This window comes from Mycobacterium sp., from assembly GCF_049608025.1.
Lineage (GTDB): Bacteria > Actinomycetota > Actinomycetes > Mycobacteriales > Mycobacteriaceae > Mycobacterium.
On the sequence record NZ_JBMYXC010000041.1, the window covers coordinates 1 to 4940 of the forward strand.

Here is a 4940-nt window from a genome sequence, read left to right on the forward strand (position 1 = left end):
GTTGGTGCTGGTCTGGCAGAGTCACGACGCTGACCACGGTGATCCTCTGTCACCGCGTCCTAGGCTCCAGCGGCCGGCGCGTCGGCGGCCCCGAGGCTGAATCCGCTCTGCCCCAACTCAACCACTTCTGAGGGAGCGTCGGTGACCACGCACATCGAGGCGGCCGATCCGGCTCGGCTTACCGAACTCGCCGAGGTCGCGGCACGCACGTTTCCGTTAGCCTGCCCCCCGTCGGCCCACCCGCGGGATGTCGCGGACTTCGTTGCCGCGAATCTGTCATCCTCGCGGTTCTGCGACTACGTGAAAGACCCCGACCGCAGCGTGCTCGCGGCGGTCGAGGATGGGCGAATCATCGGCTACGCCATGATCATTCGGGGTGTTCCCGATGTCGACGTCGCGCGCGCCGTGGTTATTCGCCCGGCCGTGGAGCTATCGAAGATGTACGTGCTGCCCGAAGCCCACGGTGGCGGGGCTTCCGCGGCGTTGATGTCGGCCGCGCTGCGCCACGCCACCAAGCTGGAGGCAGCCTGCGTATGGCTGGGGGTCAACCAGCAGAACCTGCGCGCACAGCGCTTCTACGCCAAACACGGCTTCACCATCACCGGCACCAAGACCTTCCGGATAGGCACCCACCTCGAGCACGACTACGTGCTAGTGCGCCCGGCCTGACCGGCGGCGGTCAACGCCAGTAGCCGCGAGGTCGCCCGCAGGTATTTCTTGCGGAAACCGCCGGCCAGCATCTCATCGCTGAAGATGGTGTCCAGCGGGGCCCCCGAGGCCACTACCGGGATACCGGCGTCGTAGAGCCGGTCGGTCAGCGAAACCAACCGCAGCGCCACCGCCTGGTCGTCGATGGGGCGAACCGCAGTGAGGAACACCTCGGCAACCCCTTCGATCAATGTCAGATAGCGAGACGGATGCATGGTCGCCAGGTGCGCGCACAACGCGTCGAAGTCGTCCAGCGTCGCGCCCGGAACAGCAGCGGCGCGTTCAGCGACTTCGGCATCGCTCGGCGGCGTCGGCGCGGGCGGCAGGTCACGGTGACGGTAATCGGGTCCCTCAATCCGCACCGTGGTGAACATCGCGGCCAATGTGTGGATCTCGCGGAGGAAGTCCTGTGCGGCGAAGCGACCTTCACCCAGTTGCTCAGGCAGCGTGTTGGACGTGGCGGCGACCGAGACCCCGCGCTCGACCAACTGTGACAGCAGCCGCGAGATCAGGGTCGTGTTACCGGGGTCATCGAGTTCGAACTCGTCGATGCAGACCAGAACGTAGTCCGAGAGCAGTTCGATGCACTCGACGAACCCGAACACTCCCGCCAGTTGGGTGAGCTCGCCGAAGGTGGCGAACGCCCTTTTGAGCTCGGGGGTTTCCTGAACCGCGTAATACGACGACGCCAGCAGATGTGTCTTGCCGACACCGAATCCGCCATCGAGGTACACGCCCACACCCGGCAGCACCTGGCGCTTGCCGAACAGCTTCTTCTTGCCCGCCCGCCGCTGCACCGCCTGCTCGCAGAATCCCCGGCAAAGGGCTACCGCCTCGGCCTGCGACGGGTGGCCCGGATCGGGCTTGTAGGTGTCGAAGCTGACCGCCGCGAAGGTCGGTGGCGGGATCAGCTGAGCGATCAGTCGCTCGGGCGTGACGCTGGGATGACGATCGACCAGATGCCCGACAGGCCTGAAGCCTGCTGAAGACAAGGCTGCACGATCATCCATCGGGTGAGCTCGAAATCGACGCAAAAGTTCGGAATTCTGCTTGTTCAGGGCCATCGCGCGTGCCGGCAATCCGGCGCCAACGCGTAAAAGCCAACCCGCCAACGGCCGACGCGAACGTAGCCTCAAAACCGTCGGCGCCGATGACCGGATTACGAACATTTTCACCGCCGACGAACAGTGGGGAGATCGTCAAACATAACTCGTCGATCAGATTCTCAACTGCCAGCCCATTGATTACCGTTGGGCCGCCCTCGCACAGCACATGCATGGCTCCCATCGAGTGGAGTAGTTCAATCGCCGAGCCGAAGCCACCATTGAGCCCGCGGGCATCGATGACTCGGCATCGGCGAGTCCCGATCGACTCTGCCCGCTGCTTGCACTGCTGCAGCTCGTCATCCGACGCCGCCGTCACGAGAACGAGAGTAGGCAACGGCGTCTTTTCGAAGAACAAGCTGTCAGCCGGCAATACGCCGTTGCGGCTCAGTACAGCCAATGTCGGATAGGGCGCCTTTCCGTTCGACACTCGTCGGGTGACTGTCTCCTGACCTACGAAGATGCCCGTGTACTTCTCCCTAACCGCTGTCGTAGAGCCGACCAGCACTACATCGGCGCCCGCCCGCAGATGATGAAGGAGTTTGAAGTCGAGATCGCTGGACAATTTCCCCGACGAACCACCGAGCGACTGCGATCCGTCGAGCGAGGTCACCATATTGGCTCGCGTATGTGGCTGGTCCGAGGACGGCCAGCGATAACTCGCCAACAATTCCCTCTCATTCACCGGCTTGTGCCAATCGGTCTAGGAACAACCGAACCGCCGTGTGCTCGGTGGGCTCAATCATGGGGTCGGCGTAGCTGCGGTTGGCTGGGTGCTGCGCGAGATCTTCGCGCGCGCAATGCAACAAAGCAGCCACCGTGCCAGACGACATCTGTATCGGCGATTTCTCGGTGAATACCAATGGGGCCGGAATCCCCAACCTTTCGGCAGTGAACCTCAGCAGAAACTTGTCGTACAGCTTCCCATCTGGACCCTGACGCCAGAGCAGCGACGGATGAATGGACTGCGCAAACTCCCAAAACGATCGGGTCTGAAAAATCCGTACGAACCTGTTGGCAGCTTGACCAAGCAGGCGTTCATCATAGTCCGGCACCAAACGGTCGCGGATGAACTGCCTGCGGACACCCGTCAGGATACGATTGCGGAGTTCATGGACCGCCTCGGGAGATGTCGGCGACGCGGCGAGCCGATATCCGCCGAGGAACAACGCATCCGCACCCGAACCGGCGAGCGCCGGTCCCGCTGCCCCCATTTGATCCAGCATTCGCATGGCACTCAGAAGGGGGATCGCCGAAGTGACTTCCCACATCTCGGATACGCCCAGCCGCCGCACGGATTCCTTCGCAGTGGCCAGTACCTCCTCCGGCAACATTCGAACGAGCTTGTGGCCAATACCCAAGTGGGCCGCCACGACTGACGCTCGCTCGTCGTCGGACGCGATTCTTGCCCCGCCAGGCCCGGCCGTCACGACGGTCACTGCCGACGGTCCAAACCCCACTCTCACAGCGCACGCGGCCACCAGAATCGAATCGACCCCGCCTGACAACATCAGCCCAAGCGGAGCGTCACCTCCGACGGAGTGCACCAAGCGGATGCGGCGCTCTATCAGTTGAATGAGGACGTCCGAGGCCAAGACCATATCGGACAGCGGTTCGTCAACCGACGCTCGAAGATCGCTCCCGAGTTCATCGGCCACGTACTGAATCGGATCGCCTGTCTCCTCGAGTCGTAGGATCTCGCGAACATCAGCCACTGTCGACCTACTTCGCACGGCGGGGCGAAGCGGGCGGCCGAACGATCCAACGCAGGACGGCGAAAAAGCCCAATGCCACCAACCCGCCGGCTAGGACTACGAGTATTCGCCCCGGCCATGGCACCCCCGATGCGCCAGCACTGGCCACTACCGTCGCGATCACCGCAATGATGGCAGTGAAAATGCCAAGAATCTCTACCACCTTAAACATTGAATCGGAGAGCTCACTTCGGGTTGCGGCCACAATGGAGTCAATCTGCACTTTGAGTGCGGTGCTCGCATCATGGACCTGATCAGCGATGGCCTTCTCGAGCCGCTCGCTGGCGTCCTTCTGGATGGCTATCGTCACCCTCTCCAGCTTAAAATCGCCATGCATCTCAGCCTCGTTGGGCGGCAATATCGCCGTAGCCCGGTTTATCGCGGTGACCGCTTCATCGTAGAGGCCCAGTCGTCGGTACGCAGCGGCTTGGCGCATCAACGTGACCGGGTCGTACGGGTTGCTCTGGATGAGCCGATCGGCAATTCGGATCATCAGATTCGCTTCATCGGACCCACTCGTGAACCACAGCCCGTGCAGCAGTAACGATAGAATCTTCTCCGATTCGGTCCTGCTTAGCAGACCCTCAATCGCCGCGCGGTCAATCTGCTTGCCGCTCCCCATACGGCTGAACTGCAACATCGCTGCGAAGTACAGTGAAGTTCCTGTCACCGAGCGGCCAGCCGCCGACAGCAATTGCTCGATGAGCTCGAAATTGAAGTCATACCGAGCTGATTGCAGAAGAACGCATATCTCGGTTCGGAACAGCACCGGCTCGCTATCCATGTGCTGCATGACATTGGGCATCCGTAGAACGCTCAATACCGAACACCGTGATTGGCGCAGTGCCCAGGTGATGTCTGACGACGCGATGAGAAAGCGATCCTCACGATCGATCAGAGTTGCCAACCATGCCGTGATTTCGTCCATCCACGTCGCGTCCTTGGCCGCCGTCGCCCGGCCTACGAAATACTTGGAGACGAGCCGCGATGCGATGTGATGGAGAGATTCGTCGGAGCGAATCACTTCGCTGAGCGCCGCGAGATCAGCAGACTCGATGCGGAGCACCAACTGCTCCAGCAATCGTTCAGTATCGGTTGGACTGTGCAGGTTCCACGCTGCAGAGAGTTCAGCCACGAGGTCTAACGGCCGGCTGCCCACAAATCCACAGTATCGTCCCTCTCCGGCCCTCCTCGTCGGCAATACCGGAAACAGTTAAGACCAAGCCCGCCTTCGGGGACTGTCGATGGACGGGGGATCAACCAGCGATCGCTAGTGTGGACACCATGCGTCGGCTTCGTCAGGTGCTCCCGTTGATCTGCCTGTCCGTCGTGGTCTCAGTCGCGTTGGTGGGCTGCTCGCCGGGCCTGGCCGCAA

At 61.9% G+C, this 4940-nt stretch carries 5 protein-coding genes; 1 reads left to right on the forward strand and 4 read right to left on the reverse strand.

The features are described from left to right. The first annotated feature begins 141 nt into the window (after positions 1-141). On the forward strand, positions 142-669 hold the full coding sequence (locus tag ACPGXI_RS13240; RefSeq protein WP_526653582.1) for a GNAT family N-acetyltransferase: 528 nt from the start codon (positions 142-144) through the stop codon (positions 667-669). On the opposite strand, the gene zapE is transcribed toward ACPGXI_RS13240, so the two are convergent. The 4 genes from zapE to ACPGXI_RS13260 all read right to left on the reverse strand — a co-directional run bounded on the left by zapE (position 645) and on the right by ACPGXI_RS13260 (position 4724). Beyond that, positions 645-1718: a cell division protein ZapE gene (gene zapE, locus ACPGXI_RS13245; RefSeq protein ID WP_526653584.1), complete on the reverse strand. Its 1074-nt coding sequence runs from the start codon at positions 1716-1718 to the stop codon at positions 645-647. The genes ACPGXI_RS13240 and zapE overlap by 25 nt on opposite strands. Next, positions 1711-2496, reverse strand: coding sequence for a RibD family protein (locus tag ACPGXI_RS13250; RefSeq protein ID WP_526653586.1), 786 nt, complete (start codon positions 2494-2496; stop codon positions 1711-1713). Before ACPGXI_RS13250 ends, zapE begins: the two co-directional genes overlap by 8 nt. Continuing rightward, a complete protein-coding gene (locus ACPGXI_RS13255; RefSeq protein ID WP_526653588.1) occupies positions 2489-3469 on the reverse strand; it encodes an asparagine synthase C-terminal domain-containing protein in 981 nt (326 codons plus the stop codon). The genes ACPGXI_RS13250 and ACPGXI_RS13255 overlap by 8 nt, the downstream gene beginning before the upstream one ends. A gap of 64 nt (positions 3470-3533) precedes the next feature. Next, a complete protein-coding gene (locus ACPGXI_RS13260; protein WP_526653590.1) occupies positions 3534-4724 on the reverse strand; it encodes a tetratricopeptide repeat protein in 1191 nt (396 codons plus the stop codon). Between the last annotated feature and the right edge of the window lie 216 nt (positions 4725-4940).

Bases quoted from the DNA above. Each gene is read 5' to 3' on its own strand.
- zapE (WP_526653584.1), bottom strand. From the start codon at position 1,718: ATGGATGATCGTGCAGCCTTGTCTTCAGCAGGCTTCAGGCCTGTCGGG.